Below are 20,665 nucleotides of genomic sequence, written 5' to 3' on the forward strand. Positions count from 1 at the left end.
GAAAGAAGCATGTTACTGGTCACCGATCTGGATGGAACACTACTGACTTCGCAAAAGACAATCAGTCCACGTACACGTCAGGCACTCATCGAATTCCACCAGCGCGGTGGCCTGCTGGCCGCTTGTTCCGCCAGACCGGTCTCCTCTATAATGCGCCTGCTACAACAGCATCAGGTTAATGCGCTGTTTGGCTGGTGCGCAGGCTTCAACGGAGGTCAGATCCTCGAGATGGCGCAGCAGCGCAATATTCATACTGCAGCGTTCTCTTGTATGAATCTTCGGGATATTGACCGACATATTGCGCTTTCCCTCTGTCCTCATCACTTTTTTAGCGCTGATGCTATTTATCATCGTTGCGACCAACAGATAGCGCCATGGACAACTTATGAATCCCGTTTATTTGAGTTACCACTTATTTCGGCAACGCCCGGAAATATTTTAAACCGGCAGGATATTTATAAAATTACACTCACCACCGAGCAGTTAAAAATAAATGCACTGTGTACAGAAGTGAACAATAAATTGCCTTATGGCTATACAGCGACTATCACTGGGGAGAATTACATTGATATCCAACGTAGCGAAATAAATAAAGGTTATGCTATTAGCATGTTAATGCGCCAGCTAAATATAGCAGCAGAAAAGGTTGCAGCGATTGGAGACCAGCAAAACGATATCAGTATGTTTTCCGCCGCCGGCATTGGTATTGCAATGGGGAATGCGCCTGAGGCAGTAAAACAACAAGCCAGCTATGTGACGGCCTCTAATGATGATGAGGGTATTGTCTGTGCGTTGGAGTGGTTGCGTTGCTCTGCACATCCAGTTACCATGCGCCAAAGCTCGACGTTGGCGGAAAATAATGAACCCGATTAAAAGAAGAAAACATATCCTCGATGAATTAAATAAATTCGGTGAAGTGACGGTTATCAAATTATCGGAAACACTAAAAGTCACATCAGAGACCATTCGTCGCGATCTCTCCATTCTGGAGTCTGAAGGACAAATTACCAAGATTCACGGTGGAGCCGTCAAGAAGCAGGTTGTTCAGGAAGATGAATTTGGCGCGCGGATTGATATACACCGCGAAGAAAAAATGGCAATTGGTAAACTTGCCGCCCGGATGGTCAGTGAGCACGACACTCTATTCATTGACTCCTGCACAACCAATCTTATTCTGGCCGAACAATTACCTCCTCTGGCCTATTCCGTTATTACTAATTCAGCCTTAATTGCCGATAAAATCAAAGAACATAATCTTAAAGCGCGCGTTTATGTATTAGGTGGTGAATATGACTACCATTTCCGCGCCAATCTCGGCGTCTCCGTTTGTCAGCAAATAAACACTATTCATGCAGATATCTGCTTCATCGGCGCGGGTGGTGTTTCACCTCAACATGGTGTGCTGGTGAAAAGCTTCGATGAAGCCTATGTTGCCAAGTCAATGATTGCTATGAGTAAAAAGTCGGTAATTCTTGCCGACCATACAAAATTTGGCCAGGATGGTGTGATGTGTATCGCCACATTAAAAGAGATCGATAACATCATCACAGACAAACGATTCAGAACAACGGGCTATACACAGCAGGACTTCGCCGGAAAATTACGTATTGCTGAATAATACAATACATGACGCTATCAGCAGGTTCTGGATTACCGTACACTGAGGATACCGGCTAACAGAGGGCACCCCTATGGCACTCCCCCGCATTACCCAAAAAGAGATGACCGAGCGCGAGCAGCGTGAACTGAAAACGCTGCTCGACCGCGCGCGCATCGCGCATGGTCGGCTGCTGACCAACGCAGAGACCAACAGCATCAAGAAAGAGTACATCGATAAACTGATGGCCTTGCGCGAAGCGGAAGCAAAAAAAGCCCGCCAGTTAAAGAAAAAGCAGGCTTATAAACCGGATGCGGAAGCATCGTTTTCCTGGTCAGCGAATACGCCCACGCGCGGCAGACGTTAACGCCCTTTCTTCTTACGCCCCGGTGAGGTAAAGCGTTTACCGTTTGCTGCCGGGCGCGATTTCTCTTTCTCCGCAGATTTTTCGATTTTCACTACCGGGCGCTTAATGCCTGCGGTTTTTGGCTTCGCTTTCGCCTTCGGTTTGGCTTCTGAGGACGAGTTCTCAATCAGCTTGAACAGATCAATCAGTTCGTCATCCGTCAGGTCGCGCCATTCACCAAGCGGCAGGCCAGACAAGCCAACGTTCATGATACGTGTACGCTCAAGTTTGGTAACTTCATAGCCAAAGTGCTCGCACATACGACGGATCTGACGGTTCAGCCCCTGAATCAGCGTGATGCGAAACACAAACGGCGCTTCTTTCTTCACCTTACATTTCTTGGTGACGGTGCCGAGGATTGGCACACCGGCCCCCATCCCACGGATAAAGTCATCAGTGACCGGCTTATCTACCGTCACCAGATACTCTTTTTCATGATCGTTACCGGCACGCAAGATTTTATTCACCAGGTCGCCGTGGTTGGTCAGAAAGATAAGTCCCTGGGAATCTTTGTCCAGACGACCGATTGGGAACACACGCTTGCTGTGATTCACGAAATCAACAATGTTGTCGCGCTCGCTGTCTTCGGTGGTGCTGACAATCCCTACTGGCTTGTTCAGCGCGATAAAGACCAGATCTTCCGCTTCACGCGGCTCAATCAACCGACCATTCACTTTTACGACGTCGCCAGGCTTTACCTGATCGCCAATGGTGGCGCGTTTACCATTCAGGAAGACATTCCCTTGTTCGATAAAGCGATCCGCCTCGCGACGCGAGCAGATTCCGCTTTCACTGATGTATTTATTTAATCGGATGGATGAGTCGGGCAGCATAGTTTCTCCTTTGACAGCGAAATATACCCTACCTTGTAGGCGATAAAAAATAATCGTGTTCAAATGCCCGAGCGCTATTTGTGATCCACCCCACCTTTTGACACAAAAGTGTCGGTAATCCATATCTGCAATTTTGTTGGATGAAAACAAGCAGAATCAATACATTAGAGCAGCACGCACATCTGTGCCGACAACGCGCAATCTCCACATCAAATGTGCAACACAATCGTTCAGTTCTTAACGCTGAAATAAGTGAAAATAGCTTTGAGATGTGAAACAGATGGGGTTATATCAGATCAAGAAGGCAATTTCGTGATTTGCACAAATGTGCAGGAGTCCAAAAATGGCGACGGAAAACAGCGATGATATCCGCCTGATCGTAAAAATAGCGCAGCTGTATTACGAACAGGATATGACACAAGCGCAAATCGCCCGCGAGCTGGGTATTTATCGCACCACGATCAGCCGGTTACTAAAACGTGGACGCGAGCAGGGTATCGTCACCATCGCCATTAATTACGACTACAACGAAAATCTGTGGCTGGAACAGCAGCTAAAACAGAAATTTGGCCTGAAAGAGGCGGTCGTAGTCTCCTGCGATAGCGAGCAGGAAGATGAACAACTTAATATGATGGGCGTACATGGCGCACAGTTGCTGGAACGCTTACTGGAACCTGGGGACATTATCGGGTTCTCATGGGGCCGCGCGGTACGGGGACTGGTGGAAGGATTATCTCCTGCCAGCCAGTCGCGCCAGCTGATCTGTGTGCCGATTATCGGCGGACCATCCGGCAAGCTTGAAAGCCGCTACCACGTCAATACGCTGACCTACGGCGCTGCGGCAAAGCTCAAAGGGGAATCACACCTGGCAGATTTCCCGGCACTGCTGGAAAACCCGCTGATCCGTAACGGCATTATGCAGTCCCGGCACTTCAAATCGATTTCCGCTTACTGGGATAATCTGGATGTCGCGCTGGTCGGTATTGGGTCTCCGGCAATACGCGATGGTGCCAACTGGCACGCTTTTTACGGCAGTGAAGAGAGTGATGACCTGCATGCCCGCCATGTTGCCGGAGACATTTGCTCGCGCTTTTACGATATCAACGGTGTGACCGTAGAGACCAGGATGAGTGAAAAGACGCTCGCCATCGAAACCGATAAATTAAAACAGGCACGTTACTCCATTGGTATTGCAATGGGTGAAGAAAAATACAGTGGGATATTAGGCGCATTACGTGGGAATTATATTAACTGTTTAGTCACCAACAGTCATACCGCTGAATTATTGTTGAAGTAAATAAATTCTAATTGGTCCTGCCATAATTAATTTTATGTGGGATCCCATTATCTGAAATCGGGAGTTTATTATGCAAACGTGGTTAAACTTGCAGGGAAAAGTCATTATTGTTACCGGTGGTGCATCCGGAATTGGCCTGGCCATTGTCGAGGAGCTATTAGCGCAAGGCGCTAATGTACAAATGGCGGATATTCATGGCGGAGAAGGTAAATATGACAGCCATAGCGGATATCATTTCTGGCCAACGGATATTTCCAGTGCCAAAGAGGTTAATCATACTGTTGCTGAAATTATCCAACGCTACGGACGTATTGATGGACTGGTAAATAATGCTGGCGTTAACTTCCCACGGCTATTGGTTGATGAAAAAGCACCCGCCGGGCAATACGAACTCAACGAAGCTGCTTTTGAAAAAATGGTTAATATCAACCAGAAAGGTGTGTTCTTAATGTCGCAAGCAACGGCACGCCAAATGGTAAAACAGCATAACGGCGTGATCGTGAATGTCTCTTCCGAAAGCGGGCTGGAAGGTTCAGAGGGCCAAAGCTGCTATGCCGCCACCAAAGCCGCGTTGAATAGCTTTACCCGCTCCTGGTCGAAAGAGTTGGGCAAACACGGCATTCGTGTGGTGGGAATTGCGCCTGGCATTCTGGAAAAAACCGGTCTGCGCACCCCCGAGTATGAAGAAGCGCTGGCCTGGACCCGCAACATCACCGTCGAACAGTTGCGTGAGGGTTATACCAAGAACGCGATCCCGATCGGTCGTTCAGGACGTTTAAGTGAAGTCGCTGATTTTGTTTGTTATCTCCTCTCAGAGCGCGCCAGTTATATCACCGGAGTAACTACTAACATTGCGGGCGGAAAAACGCGCGGCTAAGGAGGTTTTATGGTCAATGCAATCTTCTGTGCTCACGGCAATCTGGCCTGCGCCATGCTGGAATCGGTACAGATGGTCTACGGCAATGTCAACGTCGAAGCGGTGGCATTTGTCCCAGGGGAGAACGCCAGCAACATCGTGGAAAAGCTGGAAAAGTTAGTAAGCGCTCACACTAGTGATGAATGGCTGATTGCCGTCGATCTGCAGTGTGGCAGTCCCTGGAATGCTGCCGCTTCGCTGGCAATGCAAAACCCCACCATTCGCGTCATTAGCGGGTTGTCGCTGCCATTAGCGCTGGAACTGGTAGACAACCAAAGCTGTATGAATGTGGATGAACTGTGCGAACACCTGACGACCATTGCTCAACAAACCTGTGTCGTCTGGCAACATCTGGAAACGACCGAAGAGGATTTCTGATGAACATTACCCTTGCTCGTATCGATGACCGCTTGATTCACGGTCAGGTCACCACCGTCTGGTCGAAGGTGGCGAATGCCCAACGAATTATTATCTGCAATGACGACGTTTATAACGATGAAGTACGTCGAACATTATTACGTCAGGCAGCCCCGCCAGGAATGAAGGTTAACGTCGTTAATATCGAAAAGGCGGTCGCTGTTTACCATAACCCGCAATATCAGAGCGAAACCGTTTTTTATTTGTTTACCCGCCCACAGGATGCATTAGCAATGGTAAAACAAGGGGTAAAAATTTCCACGTTAAATATTGGCGGCATGGCCTGGCGACCGGGTAAAAAACAATTAACCAAAGCCGTTTCTTTAGACAGCGACGACATTAATGCGTTTCGAGAGTTAGATAAACTAGGCGTCACGCTGGATTTACGCGTCGTCGCATCCGATCCATCGATTAATATTCTCGAAAAAATAGAAGAACAATCTTTCGCTGAATAAATAAAAATGCCTGTGTACTTATGCTTTAACAGGCAGGGATGATCACATTCACAAGGTGACATATTATGGAAATAAGTACCCTACAAATTATCGCCATATTCCTATTTTCCTGTATTGCCGGAATGGGTAGCGTGCTGGATGAGTTCCAGACCCACCGTCCACTGATCGCTTGTACCGTTATCGGACTGATTCTTGGTGATTTAAAAACCGGGATTATGCTCGGCGGCACGCTGGAGTTAATTGCTCTTGGCTGGATGAACGTCGGCGCAGCGCAGTCTCCCGATTCGGCGCTCGCCAGTATTATCTCCGCCATTCTGGTTATCGTCGGTCAGCAAAGCATTGCGACCGGTATCGCCATCGCCCTGCCCGTCGCGGCGGCAGGTCAGGTACTAACCGTCTTTGCCCGTACCATCACCGTGGTGTTCCAGCACGCGGCGGATAAAGCAGCCGAAGAGGCCCGCTTTCGCACCATCGACATGCTGCACGTTTCCGCTCTCGGCGTACAGGCGCTGCGCGTTGCCATCCCTGCATTAATCGTCTCGCTGTTTGTCAGCGCCGATATGGTCAGCAATATGCTCAACGCCATTCCAGAATTCGTCACCCGCGGATTGCAGATTGCCGGTGGCTTTATCGTGGTGGTCGGTTACGCCATGGTGCTGCGCATGATGGGCGTGAAGTACCTGATGCCCTTCTTCTTCCTCGGATTTATTGCCGGAGGGTATCTCGATTTGAGCCTGCTGGCTTTCGGTGGGGTTGGCGTGATTATCGCGCTGGTCTACATCCAGTTGAACCCACAGTGGCGTAAAGCCGAACCGCAGGCGCAACCCGCCTCTTCTCAAGCTCTCGATCAGCTTGATGACTAATGGAGCCCACCATGGAACAGAAAAAACTGACCAAATCCGACCTGTTTAGCATGTTTGTTCGCTCCAACCTCCAGCAAGCGTCATTCAACTTTGAACGCATTCATGGGCTGGGCTTTTGCTACGACATGATCCCGGCTATTAAGCGCCTGTATCCACTGAAAGAGGACCAGGTTGCGGCCCTCAAGCGCCACCTGGTGTTCTTCAATACCACACCTGCCGTTTGCGGCCCGGTGATTGGCGTGACCGCCGCGATGGAAGAAGCCCGCGCGAACGGTGCGGAAATTGACGACGGGGCCATCAACGGCATCAAAGTTGGGCTGATGGGTCCGCTGGCCGGTGTTGGCGACCCGCTGGTATGGGGAACGCTGCGCCCGATTACCGCCGCGCTCGGCGCCTCGCTGGCGCTCTCCGGAAACATTCTCGGGCCACTATTGTTCTTCTTTCTTTTCAATGCAGTACGTCTTGCCATGAAGTGGTACGGCTTACAGCTTGGCTTTCGTAAAGGGGTCAATATCGTCAGCGACATGGGCGGCAACCTGCTGCAAAAACTGACCGAAGGCGCATCAATTCTTGGCCTGTTTGTGATGGGGGTACTGGTCACCAAATGGACCAGCATCAACGTGCCGCTGGTGGTATCGCAAACGCCTGGCGCAGACGGCGCCACCGTCACCATGACCGTGCAGAACATTCTCGACCAACTCTGTCCTGGCCTGCTGGCGCTGGGTCTGACGCTGCTGATGGTACGGCTGCTCAACAAGAAAATTAATCCGGTATGGCTGATATTCGCCCTGTTTGCGCTGGGGATTATCGGCAACGCGCTGGGCTTCTTGTCCTGATTTTTCCGCCCCGGCGATGCTGGGGCTACTTCAACAAATTGTCCTCGAAAGAGGAAGAGGTGGTAACAATGCAAACAACAACAGCTTTACGCCTTTATGGTAAACGCGATCTGCGCCTGGAAACCTTCGACCTTCCCGAAATGCAGGACGATGAAATTCTGGCCTCGGTCGTGACCGACAGCCTGTGCCTTTCTTCCTGGAAAGAGGCTAACCAGGGCGAGAACCACAAAAAAGTGCCGGATGATGTGGCCACCAACCCGATCATCATTGGCCACGAGTTCTGCGGCGATATTATTGCCGTGGGGAAAAAATGGCAGCATAAGTTTCAGCCCGGCCAACGCTATGTCATTCAGGCTAACCTGCAACTGCCGGATCGCCCGGACTGTCCCGGCTACTCCTTCCCGTGGGTAGGCGGTGAAGCCACGCACGTCATCATTCCTGATGAAGTCATGGAGCAGGACTGCTTGTTGGCCTACGAAGGCGAAACCTATTTTGAAGGCTCGCTGGTTGAGCCGCTATCCTGCGTGATTGGCGCATTCAACGCCAACTATCACCTGCAGGAAGGCACTTATAACCATAAGATGGGCATTCGTCCGCAGGGGCGCACGTTAATCCTCGGCGGTACCGGGCCAATGGGACTACTGGCGATCGACTATGCACTGCATGGCCCGGTTAACCCTGCGCTGCTGGTGGTAACCGACACCAATAACGACAAGTTGAGCTACGCCCGCAAGCACTATCCATCAGAACCACAAACGTTAATCCACTATCTCCACGCCCAGGATGCGGCTTATGACACCTTGATGGCGTTGAGCGGCGGGCATGGATTTGATGACATCTTTGTGTTTGTGCCCAACGAAGGGCTGGTCACGCTGGCCTCTTCCCTGCTGGCTGCCGATGGCTGCATGAACTTCTTTGCCGGTCCGCAGGATAAGCAGTTTAGCGCGCCGATTAACTTCTACGACGTGCACTACGCCTTCACCCATTATGTTGGGACATCTGGCGGCAATACCGACGATATGCGCACAGCGGTAAAACTGATCGAAGAGAAGAAAGTTCAGGCAGCAAAAGTGGTGACGCACATTCTGGGGCTGAATGCGGCTGGTGAAACAACGCTGGAATTGCCGCAAGTCGGTGGCGGTAAAAAACTGGTTTACACCGGCAAAGCCTTACCATTAACCGCGCTCACTCAGATTGATGATCCAGCCTTGCGCGATATCCTGGAGCGTCATCAGGGGATTTGGTCGCAGGAAGCCGAACAGTACATATTGTCTCACACCGAGGAGATTTAACATGATTAACCGCGACACCCAGTTGTGCATGTCGCTTGCCGGTCGGCCCGGTAACTTTGGCACGCGCTTTCACAACTATCTGTATGAAAAATTAGGGTTAAATTTTATCTATAAAGCCTTTACTACGCAGGATATTGAGGCCGCAGTGAAAGGCGTTCGCGCACTCGAAATTCGCGGCTGTGCGGTGTCTATGCCGTTTAAAGAGAGCTGCATGCCGTTTCTGGATGTCATCGATCCTTCCGCAAAAGTCATTGATTCCGTCAACACCATCGTCAATGACAACGGTACGCTGGCAGGATTTAACACCGACTACATTGCGGTAAAAAGCCTGATTGCCAGCCACCAGCTCAATAGCAGCGCACGCGTCATGATTCGCGGCAGCGGTGGAATGGGTAAAGCGGTTATCGCCGCGTTTCGCGATGCCGGTTTTCACGATGTGATCGTCGCCGCCCGCAATCGTGAGAGCGGCCCGGCGCTGGCAAAACAGTACGGTTTCCAGTGGCAGCCTCAGCCGGAAGGGATTGCCTGCGATATTCTGGTCAACGTGACGCCCGTCGGTATGGCTGGCGGTAAAGAGAGCGATGAACTGGCCTACAGCGAAGCGATGGTCGCTGCCGCCAGCGTGGTGTTTGACGTGGTCGCCCTGCCGCCGGAAACACCGGTAATCAAACTGGCACAACAATTAGGTAAAAAGACCATCAGCGGTGCAGAGGTGATTGCCTTACAGGCCGTAGAGCAGTTCGCCATGTATACCGGCGTACGCCCGGATGACGCGCTAATCGCCGAAGCGGCAGAATTTGCGCGGGCGGGGTAAAGAAGCAGGAGCTGAGCGCCAGGGATGGGCGCTCTAAAATAGCCATTAAGCAGGAAATCAATCGCATCTCGAAGTTCTGCCCTGTTTGCGGTCAGGTCTCTCACACAGTTACCCATATTCTTCACAGGTATGCCTGTCATCATGTGTCATCACCAAGCAGGATGACGATGGATCGTTGGCAGCCTGGATTAAACGCGTGGTTAGAAAAGAGCTGAAGCAGAAAGGGATTGAAGTCTGGTGGCCGGAATTCTGTATCGTTTTCTGAAGATCTGTTTAGAGCGGGGAGCTGACATTGTGCTTAAATAATGATGACTCTGGCAGGATGGGTTTTCAATGATTGAAAGGTAGCCACTAATTCAGGTGACGTAAATGTGTAGCAATCCCCCACTTTAGGCCGATACATTTTCCATTAATCAGGTCGATAACAGAATAACTTGCATTGGGGTGAGCATAGCGAGGGAAACTATTGACAGTCCCTTCTTTAAGAATTGCCAGAGTGCCCTGACTGACATGCCCGTGAGACACAATACATATTGTTTGTTGATGTGATGAGGTATCTTCCAGGTTTTGTAAAAAACGCATAACTCGCTGAGAAGCATGCGCCAGTGACTCCCCCCCAGGTGGACAATACTCTGCATCAAGCCTGAATAACGCATTTGCATCGTTCGGATGTTTTTGTCTGAGTAGTTCTAACGGCATACCTTCAAACTGACCAAAGGCCTGCTCTTTAAGGGCCGGTTCAGCCGTCAATGAACAGCGAAAGTGTTCAGCCAGGCTTTGCCCCATTTGCCAGGCACGTCCAAGCGGAGAAGCGTAAACACGCTCTATTTGATACTCACTTGCACTAAACGCTGCTAGTAGGACGGATGTTTCACGCAAACCCCGACAGGTCAAGGAGCTATCGCTGTGCCCCTGAATAATTCCTTCCAAATTCCACTCTGTTTCTGCGTGTCGAACAAGTATCAATTTCATCGTTAGCGGGCCATGCTCGTTGTTGATCAAAATGCCCCAACTGCGCGATGTCAAACACATACCGTTGAAGCAGCGGAAGGCTTTCCTGTTTTGGAAATAATGAACAAGTGTAGCTTGTTGCCGTTATGCAGCGGCTCTGGGTGTGAGGCGCTGAATTTTATCCGTGGTTAACTTCCGCTTATGGCACAGAGCGGACGTACTGGGTGAATCGGACGCCCGCATAACGTTAACAGGCGTCCAATATTTTGAAGTGGGCCGATTACTTAACCCGCTTCCCCGTTTCGTCAATGACCTTCTCGCCATCCTCTTTGGTAAACGTTCCTTTCTGACCTTCCGGCAGAATATCCAACACTATTTCTGAAGGGCGACAAAGACGAGTGCCGAGCGGCGTAACGACTACCGGCCGATTAATCAGGATCGGATGTTGAAGCATGAAATCAATCAACTGCTCATCACTAAATTTCTCTTCATCAAGACCCAGGTGTTCGTAAGGCTCAACATTCTTACGCAGTAATGCACGCACCGTAATTCCCATTTCTGAAATAAGTTTAATCAGCTCATCACGGGTCGGTGGCGTATCGAGATAATAAATTATCGTCGGTTCGTTGCCGCTGTTACGGATCATCTCCAGCGTGTTACGAGAAGTGCCGCAGGCAGGGTTGTGATAGATGGTAATGTTGCTCATATCTGTATCTCATTACAAAGTGAGGAAGAGCCGCAACGCCAGCGCGGCCAAAGTGACAAACAGCACGGGCAGAGTCATGATAATGCCGGTGCGGAAGTAATATCCCCAGGTAATCGTTATATTTTTCTGAGCAAGCACATGCAGCCAAAGCAGGGTTGCCAGACTGCCAATGGGAGTGATTTTCGGACCTAAATCGCAGCCAATCACATTGGCATAAATCATAGCCTCCTTGACGACGCCAGTCGCCGTACTCCCGTCAATCGACAGCGCGCCAATCAGTACCGTCGGCATATTATTCATCACCGATGACAGGAACGCGGTCAGAAAACCGGTGCCGAACGTTGCTGCCCATAGCCCCTTTTCTGCCAGCAGGTTCAGCACGTCAGACAGATACTCCGTGAGCCCTGCATTGCGCAGGCCATAGACTACCAAGTACATGCCCAGCGAAAAAATAACGATCTGCCATGGCGCACCGCGCAGGACTTTTCCGGTGTTGATGGCATGACCTCTTTTCGCCACTATAAACAGTACTGCTGCGCCAGTAGCCGCTATCGCACTGACCGGGATCCCCAGAGGCTCCAGCACAAAGAAACCGACAAGCAGCAATAACAGGACAATCCAGCCCGCCCTGAACGTTGCCGGATCCTTTATCACACTGGCGGGCGTCTTCAGCAGAGAAACGTCATACGTCGCCGGAATGTCCCTGCGGAAGAAGAGATGCAGCATGACCAGCGTGGCCGCAATCGCTGCCACATCTACGGGGATCATAACGAAAGCATACTGCGTAAAGCCCAGACCGAAAAAGTCCGCCGAGACGATGTTCACCAGGTTAGAAACAATGAGCGGCAGGCTGGCCGTATCTGCAATAAATCCTGCAGCCATAACAAAGGCCAATGTCGTGCCCTGGCTGAATCCCAGTGCGAGCAGCATCGCAATTACAATCGGCGTCAGGATCAGTGCAGCGCCGTCATTGGCAAACAACGCAGCAACAGCGGCCCCAAGCAAGACTATCCACGTAAACAAAAGGCGGCCACGTCCATTACCCCAGCGGGAGACGTGCAGTGCGGCCCATTCAAAGAAGCCGGACTCATCGAGCAGCAGGCTGATGATGATGACCGCAATAAATGCCGCTGTCGCGTTCCAGACGATATTCCAGACAACGGGAATATCAGCGATATGAATGACTCCGGTTCCCAGCGCCAACGCAGCTCCGATACTCGCGCTCCAGCCAATACTCAGGCCTCTGGGTTGCCAGATCACCAGTACCAGCGTCAGTAAAAATATACTCCCTGCCAAAAACATTTCAAACCCCATTATATATGATTATGTGAATATGATTTCCTTCCTCAGCAAGAGGTGCAGGCCGACTTTGCCAACCATTCCCGCACATCTTCCCGAAGGCACTGCCAGGACGTCGTGATTGTCTCAGCGGCCCACGCAGGAATATGAGGTGACAGACGATAGTGAATCCATTTGCCTTCCCGACGATCCAGAACTAGCCCAGACTCGCGAAGGATAGCCATATGGCGTGATATTTTGGGCTGTGATTCGGCGGTAGCTGCACAGATATCGCACACGCACAGTTCTCCGGACTCCCGCAGAAGCATGACAATGGCGAGCCGTGTTTCATCCGACAGGATTTTGAAAAGCTGAACAGGTTGTAGCATTTTCCTCTCCGTTCCTTTTAGATCACACATATGGTAAATCATATATATTAATTTTGAAATCATCTGCGCTCTCTGGAGGAGAAAAATAATTGACACTTAAAAAATAGTCTCAGCTTCTATCTCCCCCTTCCAACATCGTGAGCCATATCAGGAAGGCGTTAGATCGATAGTGGTAGCATTACCGCGGTTTGTAATTTTCTGATTACATGGAGAAATGATGGAACTGCTTTTATTGAGTAACTCGACGCTGCCGGGCAAAGGCTGGATGGAACATGCGCTGCCGCTGATCGCAGAGCAACTGAACGGTCGCCGCACTGCGGTGTTTATTCCATTTGCCGGCGTGACGCAAACCTGGGATGAGTACACGGCGAAAACGGCAGCCATCTTTGCCCCAATGGGCGTTAACGTTACTGGCATTCATACCGTTGCCGATCCGATTGCAGCCATTGAAAACGCCGAACTGGTGATTGTCGGCGGGGGTAACACCTTCCAGTTGCTGAAAGAGAGCCGCGAGCGCGGACTGCTGGCGCCGATTGTCGATGTCGTCAAACGCGGTGCGCTGTACATCGGCTGGAGCGCGGGTTCCAACCTTGCCTGCCAGACCATCCGCACCACCAACGACATGCCGATTGTCGATCCAAAAGGCTTTGATGCGCTGGGTCTTTTCCCGCTGCAGATTAACCCGCACTTCACCAACGCGCTGCCGGAAGGCCATAAAGGCGAAACGCGTGAACAGCGTATTCGCGAGCTGTTGGTTGTGGCACCGGAACTGACGGTGATTGGTCTGCCGGAAGGGAACTGGATCAAAGTGAGCAACGGTCAATCCGTGCTTGGCGGCCCAAACACCACCTATATCTTTAAAGCGGGCGAAGAAGCGGTTGCCGTTGAGGCGGGTCACTGCTTTTAGTTGGTTTGTTGTCTGATGCCGGATGGTGGCTTCGCCTTATCCGGCATCAAAGTAGACGACAACATTGACGGTTATCCGTAGGCCCGGTAAGCATCAGCGCCACCGGGCAACATTTCACCTGTCCTCGTTAGTACTCGCGCTCGTCGTCTTCATCCGGCTGCTCCAGCACACTGTAAGCCACAGAGCAAAATAGCGAGTTCAGACGCTGCATATCACCCAGCAACGCCAGGTGCAGGGAACTGGTCTCAATGCTCTGCACGTTCTGCTGATGCAGACGATCCACGTGCGCATGCGAATAACGACGGTTAAGGATGCGGAAACGGTGCTTGCTGCGGCGCAGACGACGGGCGCTGGTCACGTCGCCAGAGAAAAACACCGACATCGCCAGTTGCAGATTACTGAGCAGTTGATCGTACAGTGCATCAAGTTCTTTCAGCCCTTCGACAGAGAATGCCCGACGCGCTGCCAGCGACTTGTCGGCAATCTCGCTGCCCATACGCTCAACAATATCCGAAGCCTGTTCAAGGTTGAGCGACATTTCGATAATTTCAGCCCAACGGCGCGACTCTTCTTCTGCCAGTTCATCCTTTGGCATCCGCGCCAGATAGAGCTTAATCGCCGTGTACAGTACGTTGATATCGTCCGCCATCCTGCGCAACTCTTTCTCTTCACGCGGCTCGCCGTGCATCACCTTCTTTAGCCCGTCCATCATCTGCTCCATCGCATCGCCAATACGCAGGGCTTCACGGGCGGCATTGGCCAGGGCCAGGGTTGGGGTATCCAGTGCGCTGATGTCCAGATGCTTAGGCTTCAGGTGGGCGTCCAGTTCCGGCTCATCACGGATAATACGTTTACAAAAACGTGCCATCGGTTCGGCGAACGGCACCATAGCTATGCAACGTACCAGGTTGTAGAAGACATGGAAATAAATGACCAGCTCAGATTTCGGCAGCGGCAGTTCATCCATAAGATTCGCCAACGGATGAACAAACGGCAGGATAATCAGACTCCCCACCAGCTTAAACAGCAGGCTGCCAAGCGCCACGCGACGGGCAGCTGCATTAGCCGCGCTATTGTTGAGCATCGCCAGCAGGCCGGAGCCAAGGTTGGCGCCAATCACCAGGCACAACGCCACCGGGAACGAGATAATGCTGGCAGCGGTCAGGGTTGCCGTCAGCAAAACCGCCGCCAGGCTGGAGTAGCTGATAACCGCAAACATGGCGCCAATCAGCGCATCCAGCATAATATCGCCGGTCAGCGAGGCGAAGATAACCTGTACGCCGTTAGCCTGGGTTATCGGCGTGACCGCCTGCACAATCAGCTCCAGCGCCAGTAAAATCAACCCCAGCCCGATGCCAACCCGCCCCAGTTGCCCCACGCGGGACTGCTTACGCCCGAGAAAAAAGATCACGCCGATGAAAATCAGCAGTGGCGATAGCCATGAGAGATCGAAAGTCAGGATACGCGCCATCAGCGCGGTCCCCACGTCGGCGCCCAGCACAATGACCAGCGCCGGGGTAAGCGCCACGAGATCCTGGGCGACAAATGAGGTCACCAGCATGGTGGTGGCGTTGCTGCTTTGTACCAGCGCCGTCACGCCGATACCCGCACAAAAGGCGAGCGGCTTCTTTTCAACGCTACGGCTGAGTACGGTACGCAAACGGGCGCCAAAGACGCGCATCACGCCGGTACGCACAATATGTGTGCCCCAAACCAGCATAGAGACAGCAGAAAGCAGGTGTAACAGAGTTAGCACGGAATCAGGTTCTCCTTATCGTTATATGTTCCTGAAGTTCATCGCAATGACATACCGCCTGAGGACGCTACGCTTATCAGGCCTACAAAAATGAGCCATCCGGCAAGCAGTGCCGATGAACGTTCTTTCAGTATAAGGGTTTAAACGTAAGAAAGAGACAGGGCACTCATTGAGTGCCCTGTTTGTTGTAAAGAAAGATGACAGTTTTGTGAATCAGTCAGCGTCGTAGCCGAGGTTTGGCGCTAACCAACGTTCAACTTCTGCCACGCTCATGCCTTTACGGAAGGCATAATCTTCAACCTGATCGCGCTGAATTTGCGCCACGGCGTAATACTTGCTGTCAGGATGGCTGAAATACCAGCCGGAAACCGAGGCGCCAGGCCACATGGCGAAGGATTCGGTGAGCTTCATCCCGGTATGTGCTTCGACGTCCAGCAGCTCCCAGATGGTGGCCTTTTCGGTATGTTCCGGGCACGCCGGGTAGCCCGGTGCCGGACGAATGCCCTGGTAGTTTTCGCGGATCAGCTCTTCGTTACTGAGGTTCTCGTTCGCCGCATAACCCCAGTAGACTTTACGCACGCGCTCATGCAGATATTCCGCGAACGCTTCCGCCAGACGGTCAGCGATGGCTTTCACCATGATCTTGTTGTAGTCGTCATGCTGCGCTTCGAAGGCGTCTGCCAGCGCATCCTCCTCCAGACCGCCGGTCACCGCGAAAGCACCGATGTAATCCGCTTTGCCGCTCAGTTTCGGCGCGACAAAGTCAGACAGGCAGTAGTTGGCGAAGCCGACTTTTTCCGTCTGCTGGCGCAGGTGATGACTCACGCTGATAACGTGCGTACGCGTCTCGTCACGGTAAATCTCGATATCGTCACCCACGCGGTTAGCCGGGAACAACCCCACCACGCCGCGCGGGTTCAGGGTCTTCTCAGCGCTGAGTTTATCCAGCATGTCGTTGGCGTCTTTGAACAGGCGCTTCGCCTCTTCGCCCACTACTTCATCTTCGAGGATGCGCGGATACTTCCCGGCCAGCGACCAGGTCATAAAGAACGGCGTCCAGTCGATGTAATTGCGCAGCGTTTCGATGCTGGCCTCGACTTCCTGCACGCCTAAACGATGCGCGACCGGCGGCGTGTAGCTTTCCCAGTCGAAGGCAAGATCGTTATCACGTGCGGCCTGTAACGTTACCGGCGGCGTGCGAGGTTTCTTACGCGCATGCTGGATGCGCACGGTTTCATACTCTTTACGGGTACGGGCGACAAAGTCATCGCGCTGGGTGTCGGAGAGCAGCGCGGCGACTACGCCGACGGTCCGCGAGGCGTTCTGCACATAAACCGTCGGGCCGCTGTAGTTCTGCTCAATTTTCACCGCAGTGTGCGCTTTTGAGGTGGTCGCGCCGCCAATCAGCAATGGGATGGTGAAGCCCTGACGCTCCATCTCTTTCGCCACGTTGACCATTTCGTCCAGCGACGGGGTGATAAGCCCGGAAAGGCCAATCAGATCGGCATTCACTTCACGCGCCGTTCTGAGGATTTTCTCCGCGGGCACCATCACGCCAAGATCGACGATTTCGTAGTTGTTACACTGCAGCACCACGCCGACGATGTTCTTGCCAATGTCGTGCACATCGCCCTTCACGGTGGCGATGACCATCTTGCCGTTGCTGGAGCCTTTCTCTTTACTGGCTTCGATATACGGTTCGAGGTAAGCCACTGCCTGCTTCATCACGCGGGCGGATTTCACCACCTGCGGCAGGAACATTTTGCCCTCGCCGAACAAGTCGCCGACCACGTTCATGCCGTCCATCAGCGGCCCTTCGATCACCTCAATCGGGCGTTCGGCCTGCTGGCGCGCCTCTTCTGTGTCGAGCTCGATAAATTCGGTAATGCCTTTCACCAGCGAGTATTCAAGGCGCTTTTTCACGTCCCAACTACGCCACTCCGCCATCTGGGCATTCGCGGTGTCGTCGGTTTTACTGCCGCGATATTTCTCCGCCAGCTCCAGCAGACGCTCGGTACCATCTTCACGTCGGTTGAGGATCACATCTTCAACCGCGTCGCGCAGTTCGGTCGGGAGATCGTCATAAATCGCCAGCTGTCCGGCGTTGACGATGCCCATGTCCATCCCGTTGCGAATCGCATAGTAGAGGAATACCGCGTGGATAGCTTCACGTACCGGGTCGTTGCCTCGGAACGAGAAGGAAACGTTAGACACGCCGCCGGAAATCAGCGCGTGCGGCAGCTCGCGTTTGATGTCCTCACAGGCGCCGATAAAGTCCTGCGCGTAGTTGTTGTGCTCTTCAATACCGGTGGCGACGGCGAAAATATTCGGGTCGAAGATGATGTCTTCCGGCGGAAAACCCACCTCTTCGGTGAGAATTTTGTACGCCCGGCGGCAAATCTCGATTTTACGCGCGCGGGTATCGGCCTGGCCCTGCTCGTCAAAAGCCATCACCACCACCGCAGCACCGTAGCGACGCAGCAGCTTCGCGTGATGGATAAAGGTCTCCACCCCCTCTTTCATCGAGATGGAGTTAACGATGCCTTTACCCTGAATGCACTTCAGCCCTTTTTCGATGACTTCCCATTTGGAGGAGTCGATCATAATCGGCACGCGGGCAATGTCCGGCTCGCCAGCAATCAGGTTGAGGAAGCGCACCATCGCCGCTTCGGCGTCGAGCATCCCCTCATCCATGTTGATGTCGATAATCTGCGCGCCGCTTTCCACCTGCTGGCGGGCGACGTCCAGCGCTTCGCTGTATTTCTCTTCTTTGATCAGACGCTTAAATTTCGCTGAGCCGGTGACGTTGGTACGTTCGCCGACGTTAACAAACAGGCTATCGTCGCCAATGTTCAGCGGTTCAAGGCCGGACAGCCGGCAGGCCACCGGGATTTCAGGCAACTTGCGCGGCGGTAAACCTTCTACCGCCCGGCTCATCGCGGCGATATGTTCCGGCGTGGTGCCGCAACAGCCGCCAACCACGTTGAGAAAACCCGCCTGCGCCCACTCGCGGATTTGCGCCGCCATGGTGTCGGCGTCAAGGTCGTACTCGCCGAAAGCGTTCGGCAGGCCGGCGTTCGGGTGCGCGGTGACATAGCATTCGGCAATGCGTGACAGCTCCTGCACGTACTGGCGCAGCTCGTCCGGGCCTAAGGCGCAGTTCAGACCGAAGGTCAGCGCATCGGCGTGGCGCAATGAGTTATAGAACGCTTCGGTGGTCTGGCCGGAAAGCGTACGCCCGGAGGCGTCGGTAATGGTGCCGGAAAGCATTATCGGCAGCTCAATGCCCAGCGCTTCGAACTCTGTTTTTACCGCGAAAATAGCGGCTTTAGCATTGAGGGTATCGAAGACGGTTTCAATCAGAATCAGGTCACTGCCGCCTTCCACCAGCGCTTTGGTGGATTCGCGATAGGCAGCCACCAGCTGGTCAAAGGTAATGTTGCGGTATGCCGGGTCGTTGACGTCGGGTGAGATAGAGGCCGTACGGTTGGTTGGACCAAGCACGCCCGCGACATAGCGCGGTTTTTCCGGCGTGCGTGCCGTCCACTCATCTGCGCAAGCGCGCGCCAGTTTAGCTGCCGCAAAGTTGATTTCCGCCGACAGGGATTCCATCTGGTAATCCGCCATGGCGATAGTCGTGGAGTTAAAGGTGTTGGTTTCGATGATATCCGCGCCCGCCTCAAAGTAGGCGTTATGGATCGCGGCAATCACCTCCGGCTTGCTGAGCACCAGCAGGTCGTTGTTGCCCTTCAGGTCGCAGGGCCAGTCGGCGAAGCGCTCGCCGCGGAAATCCTCTTCGCTCAGACGATATCCCTGGATCATGGTGCCCATCCCGCCGTCCAGCACCAGAATACGTTCATTTAACTGCTGACGTAATTGTTCTACTTTGCTGCTCACACTCGCTCCCGACAACGCTCAACCAGACCGAAAAAAACTCAACAGGTCATACTGGCACAAACCTGAGAGGCGGAAAAGAGAACAACGGCCAACATGAGACATGTTCAGCTTCACTCATCCGATCAGTACAGGAATTCTTGCATTATAATCGAATAAAACGAAAATGATTTCCACGATACAGAAAAGGAGTCCGCCATGGTTGCCCCTGTCCCCGCTAAACGCGGTAGAAAACCCGCCGCTGCCACTACGCCTGCAACCGGGCAGGTTCAGTCTTTGACCCGGGGTCTGAAGCTACTGGAGTGGATTGCGGAATCCAACGGCAGCGTGGCGCTAACCGAGCTGGCGCAGCAGGCCGGTCTGCCCAACTCCACGACTCATCGTCTGCTGACCACCATGCAGCAGCAGGGTTTTGTCCGCCAGGTGGGCGAATTAGGCCACTGGGCCGTGGGCGCGCATGCGTTTATTGTCGGCAGCAGCTTTTTGCAAAGCCGCAATCTGCTGGCGATTGTGCACCCTATTCTGCGCAAACTAATGGAAGATTCGGGTGAGACGGTAAACCTCGCCGTACTGGATCAAAGCGACCATCAGGCCATTATTATCGACCAGGTGCAGTGCACCCAGTTGATGCGCATGTCTGCGCCTATCGGCGGCAAGCTGCCGATGCACGCCTCCGGCGCGGGCAAGGCATTTTTATCTCAATTGAGTGAAGAACAGGTTACCGGCCTGCTGCACCGCAAAGGGCTGCACGCGTATACCCATGCCACGCTGGTGTCGCCGGTCCATCTGAAAGAGGATTTGGCGCAGACGCGTAAGCGCGGCTATTCCTTTGATGATGAAGAACACGCGCTGGGCCTGCGCTGCGTGGCGTCGTGCATTTATGATGAACACCGTGAGCCGTTCGCCGCCATCTCCATTTCCGGGCCAATTTCACGTATTACCGATGACCGCGTGACCGAGTTTGGCGCAATGGCGATCAAAGCAGCGAAAGAAGTCACGCTGGCGTACGGCGGGTTTAGATAAGCAAGGGTTGGGACTGATTTGTTAACATGATAAGC

Annotated in this window: 20 protein-coding genes; 13 read left to right on the plus strand and 7 right to left on the minus strand. The window is 52.8% G+C overall.

From position 1 onward, the window contains the following. Nucleotides 1-9 precede the first annotated feature (9 nt). The 3 genes from FDX14_RS00520 (at nt 10) to FDX14_RS00530 (ending at nt 1,964) form a co-directional block, all read left to right on the plus strand. On the plus strand, nt 10-873 hold the full coding sequence (locus FDX14_RS00520; protein WP_137348850.1) for a Cof-type HAD-IIB family hydrolase: 864 nt from the start codon (nt 10-12) through the stop codon (nt 871-873). Continuing rightward, nucleotides 860-1,618: a DeoR/GlpR family DNA-binding transcription regulator gene (locus FDX14_RS00525; protein WP_079225677.1), complete on the plus strand. Its 759-nt coding sequence runs from the start codon at nt 860-862 to the stop codon at nt 1,616-1,618. The genes FDX14_RS00520 and FDX14_RS00525 overlap by 14 nt, the downstream gene beginning before the upstream one ends. Before the next feature lie 73 nt (nt 1,619-1,691). Then, entirely contained in the window at nt 1,692-1,964 is a 273-nt protein-coding gene (locus FDX14_RS00530) for a YjbD family protein (RefSeq protein ID WP_003826541.1), read from the plus strand. Here the strand turns inward: FDX14_RS00530 and rluF are convergent. Beyond that, the gene (gene rluF / locus FDX14_RS00535; RefSeq protein WP_042313037.1) at nt 1,961-2,836 is read right to left on the minus strand and encodes a 23S rRNA pseudouridine(2604) synthase RluF; all 876 of its coding nucleotides are present in this window, start codon (nt 2,834-2,836) and stop codon (nt 1,961-1,963) included. The genes FDX14_RS00530 and rluF overlap by 4 nt on opposite strands. Nucleotides 2,837-3,179: 343 nt before the next feature. Between rluF and FDX14_RS00540 the strand changes: the two genes are divergently transcribed. The 8 genes from FDX14_RS00540 to FDX14_RS00575 all read left to right on the plus strand — a co-directional run bounded on the left by FDX14_RS00540 (nt 3,180) and on the right by FDX14_RS00575 (nt 9,726). Continuing rightward, nucleotides 3,180-4,133 carry a sugar-binding transcriptional regulator gene (locus FDX14_RS00540; RefSeq protein ID WP_079225678.1) on the plus strand — a complete coding sequence of 318 codons (954 nt, stop codon included), beginning with the start codon at nt 3,180-3,182 and terminating at the stop codon, nt 4,131-4,133. Between the two features lie 70 nt (nt 4,134-4,203). After that, nucleotides 4,204-5,010, plus strand: coding sequence for an SDR family oxidoreductase (locus tag FDX14_RS00545; protein ID WP_137348851.1), 807 nt, complete (start codon nt 4,204-4,206; stop codon nt 5,008-5,010). A 9-nt stretch (nt 5,011-5,019) separates the two neighbouring features. Continuing rightward, nucleotides 5,020-5,427, plus strand: coding sequence for a mannose/fructose/sorbose PTS transporter subunit IIA (locus FDX14_RS00550; RefSeq protein WP_137348852.1), 408 nt, complete (start codon nt 5,020-5,022; stop codon nt 5,425-5,427). After that, on the plus strand, nt 5,427-5,921 hold the full coding sequence (locus tag FDX14_RS00555) for a PTS sugar transporter subunit IIB (RefSeq protein ID WP_042313046.1): 495 nt from the start codon (nt 5,427-5,429) through the stop codon (nt 5,919-5,921). Before FDX14_RS00550 ends, FDX14_RS00555 begins: the two co-directional genes overlap by 1 nt. 65 nt (nt 5,922-5,986) lie before the next feature. After that, on the plus strand, nt 5,987-6,784 hold the full coding sequence (locus FDX14_RS00560; RefSeq protein WP_042313048.1) for a PTS mannose/fructose/sorbose transporter subunit IIC: 798 nt from the start codon (nt 5,987-5,989) through the stop codon (nt 6,782-6,784). A gap of 11 nt (nt 6,785-6,795) precedes the next feature. Beyond that, nucleotides 6,796-7,620 carry a PTS system mannose/fructose/sorbose family transporter subunit IID gene (locus FDX14_RS00565; RefSeq protein WP_042313051.1) on the plus strand — a complete coding sequence of 275 codons (825 nt, stop codon included), beginning with the start codon at nt 6,796-6,798 and terminating at the stop codon, nt 7,618-7,620. A 68-nt stretch (nt 7,621-7,688) separates the two neighbouring features. Further along, nucleotides 7,689-8,912, plus strand: a complete 1,224-nt coding sequence (gene sorE, locus FDX14_RS00570; protein WP_137348853.1) for an L-sorbose 1-phosphate reductase — start codon at nt 7,689-7,691, stop codon at nt 8,910-8,912. A 1-nt stretch (nt 8,913) separates the two neighbouring features. Further along, nucleotides 8,914-9,726 carry a shikimate 5-dehydrogenase gene (locus FDX14_RS00575; RefSeq protein ID WP_137348854.1) on the plus strand — a complete coding sequence of 271 codons (813 nt, stop codon included), beginning with the start codon at nt 8,914-8,916 and terminating at the stop codon, nt 9,724-9,726. A gap of 351 nt (nt 9,727-10,077) precedes the next feature. Here the strand turns inward: FDX14_RS00575 and FDX14_RS00585 are convergent, their stop codons facing one another. From FDX14_RS00585 to FDX14_RS00600, 4 genes are all read right to left on the minus strand, one after another. Beyond that, nucleotides 10,078-10,698, minus strand: coding sequence for a histidine phosphatase family protein (locus FDX14_RS00585; protein WP_042313085.1), 621 nt, complete (start codon nt 10,696-10,698; stop codon nt 10,078-10,080). Nucleotides 10,699-10,957: 259 nt separating this feature from the next. Beyond that, complete coding sequence (gene arsC / locus FDX14_RS00590; protein WP_079225682.1) at nt 10,958-11,383, minus strand: glutaredoxin-dependent arsenate reductase; 426 nt, start codon at nt 11,381-11,383, stop codon at nt 10,958-10,960. Nucleotides 11,384-11,395: 12 nt separating this feature from the next. Further along, on the minus strand, nt 11,396-12,685 hold the full coding sequence (locus FDX14_RS00595) for an arsenic transporter (protein WP_137348855.1): 1,290 nt from the start codon (nt 12,683-12,685) through the stop codon (nt 11,396-11,398). 44 nt (nt 12,686-12,729) lie between these two features. Then, complete coding sequence (locus tag FDX14_RS00600; RefSeq protein WP_038636209.1) at nt 12,730-13,050, minus strand: transcriptional regulator; 321 nt, start codon at nt 13,048-13,050, stop codon at nt 12,730-12,732. Nucleotides 13,051-13,267: 217 nt separating this feature from the next. On the opposite strand from FDX14_RS00600, the gene pepE reads away from it, so the two are divergent. After that, nucleotides 13,268-13,957, plus strand: a complete 690-nt coding sequence (pepE, locus tag FDX14_RS00605; protein ID WP_032942056.1) for a dipeptidase PepE — start codon at nt 13,268-13,270, stop codon at nt 13,955-13,957. Nucleotides 13,958-14,084: 127 nt separating this feature from the next. Here pepE and FDX14_RS00610 read toward each other — a convergent pair whose 3' ends face one another. Together FDX14_RS00610 and metH are read right to left on the minus strand one after the other, a co-directional pair. Then, nucleotides 14,085-15,713, minus strand: a complete 1,629-nt coding sequence (locus FDX14_RS00610) for a Na/Pi cotransporter family protein (protein WP_038636190.1) — start codon at nt 15,711-15,713, stop codon at nt 14,085-14,087. A 213-nt stretch (nt 15,714-15,926) separates the two neighbouring features. Then, the gene (gene metH / locus FDX14_RS00615; protein WP_042313068.1) at nt 15,927-19,610 is read right to left on the minus strand and encodes a methionine synthase; all 3,684 of its coding nucleotides are present in this window, start codon (nt 19,608-19,610) and stop codon (nt 15,927-15,929) included. A gap of 195 nt (nt 19,611-19,805) precedes the next feature. Between metH and iclR the strand changes: the two genes are divergently transcribed. Continuing rightward, complete coding sequence (gene iclR, locus FDX14_RS00620; protein ID WP_038636184.1) at nt 19,806-20,630, plus strand: glyoxylate bypass operon transcriptional repressor IclR; 825 nt, start codon at nt 19,806-19,808, stop codon at nt 20,628-20,630. Nucleotides 20,631-20,665: the final 35 nt, after the last annotated feature.

The organism is Citrobacter sp. wls710, from assembly GCF_005281115.1.
GTDB lineage: Bacteria > Pseudomonadota > Gammaproteobacteria > Enterobacterales > Enterobacteriaceae > Citrobacter > Citrobacter werkmanii.

Bases quoted from the DNA above. Each gene is read 5' to 3' on its own strand.
- FDX14_RS00600 (WP_038636209.1), bottom strand. From the start codon at position 13,050: ATGCTACAACCTGTTCAGCTTTTCAAAATCCTGTCGGATGAAACACGG.
- FDX14_RS00555 (WP_042313046.1), top strand. From the start codon at position 5,427: ATGAACATTACCCTTGCTCGTATCGATGACCGCTTGATTCACGGTCAG.
- FDX14_RS00565 (WP_042313051.1), top strand. From the start codon at position 6,796: ATGGAACAGAAAAAACTGACCAAATCCGACCTGTTTAGCATGTTTGTT.
- FDX14_RS00530 (WP_003826541.1), top strand. From the start codon at position 1,692: ATGGCACTCCCCCGCATTACCCAAAAAGAGATGACCGAGCGCGAGCAG.
- FDX14_RS00545 (WP_137348851.1), top strand. From the start codon at position 4,204: ATGCAAACGTGGTTAAACTTGCAGGGAAAAGTCATTATTGTTACCGGT.
- FDX14_RS00585 (WP_042313085.1), bottom strand. From the start codon at position 10,698: ATGAAATTGATACTTGTTCGACACGCAGAAACAGAGTGGAATTTGGAA.
- pepE (WP_032942056.1), top strand. From the start codon at position 13,268: ATGGAACTGCTTTTATTGAGTAACTCGACGCTGCCGGGCAAAGGCTGG.
- arsC (WP_079225682.1), bottom strand. From the start codon at position 11,383: ATGAGCAACATTACCATCTATCACAACCCTGCCTGCGGCACTTCTCGT.
- FDX14_RS00560 (WP_042313048.1), top strand. From the start codon at position 5,987: ATGGAAATAAGTACCCTACAAATTATCGCCATATTCCTATTTTCCTGT.
- FDX14_RS00520 (WP_137348850.1), top strand. From the start codon at position 10: ATGTTACTGGTCACCGATCTGGATGGAACACTACTGACTTCGCAAAAG.
- iclR (WP_038636184.1), top strand. From the start codon at position 19,806: ATGGTTGCCCCTGTCCCCGCTAAACGCGGTAGAAAACCCGCCGCTGCC.
- FDX14_RS00540 (WP_079225678.1), top strand. From the start codon at position 3,180: ATGGCGACGGAAAACAGCGATGATATCCGCCTGATCGTAAAAATAGCG.
- FDX14_RS00575 (WP_137348854.1), top strand. From the start codon at position 8,914: ATGATTAACCGCGACACCCAGTTGTGCATGTCGCTTGCCGGTCGGCCC.
- sorE (WP_137348853.1), top strand. From the start codon at position 7,689: ATGCAAACAACAACAGCTTTACGCCTTTATGGTAAACGCGATCTGCGC.
- FDX14_RS00595 (WP_137348855.1), bottom strand. From the start codon at position 12,685: ATGTTTTTGGCAGGGAGTATATTTTTACTGACGCTGGTACTGGTGATC.
- FDX14_RS00550 (WP_137348852.1), top strand. From the start codon at position 5,020: ATGGTCAATGCAATCTTCTGTGCTCACGGCAATCTGGCCTGCGCCATG.
- rluF (WP_042313037.1), bottom strand. From the start codon at position 2,836: ATGCTGCCCGACTCATCCATCCGATTAAATAAATACATCAGTGAAAGC.
- FDX14_RS00525 (WP_079225677.1), top strand. From the start codon at position 860: ATGAACCCGATTAAAAGAAGAAAACATATCCTCGATGAATTAAATAAA.